The sequence below is a fragment of the Bacillus sp. NTK071 genome (assembly GCF_017303315.1).
In the GTDB taxonomy this organism is placed as follows: Bacteria; Bacillota; Bacilli; order Bacillales; family Guptibacillaceae; genus Guptibacillus.
This window is the reverse complement of the sequence record NZ_JAFKOI010000164.1, coordinates 1-254: the sequence shown is the minus strand read 5'-3', so window position 1 is coordinate 254 and position 254 is coordinate 1. Positions and strand designations below refer to the sequence as shown.

Sequence of the window (254 nt, the reverse complement as noted above, 5' to 3'; positions counted from 1 at the left end):
CCGGCACGTCGCCGGGCTGGACGAGCTTCGCCGCCACAACGCCGGGGTCATGGCGCCGGTGATCGGCGCGCTGCAGACCGGCCAGCCGCTGACGATCATCGGGTATGGCGACAGCATCACGGCGGGTCACGGCGGCACCGCCGAGGCCGACCAGCTCGTGCCGGGCGGCACCACGCGCGACCGCGCGGACAGCTACACGATCCAGACCCCGGCGGATGCGTGGGACAAGGCCGGGGCGCCGCTGATCGACGGCC

The 254-nt window shown here is 74.8% G+C and carries 1 protein-coding gene; it reads left to right on the top strand.

The annotated features are described in order from the left end of the window. A partial coding sequence (locus JI666_RS21460; RefSeq protein ID WP_206895112.1) for a hypothetical protein occupies window positions 1-254 on the top strand: 254 nt, incomplete at both ends.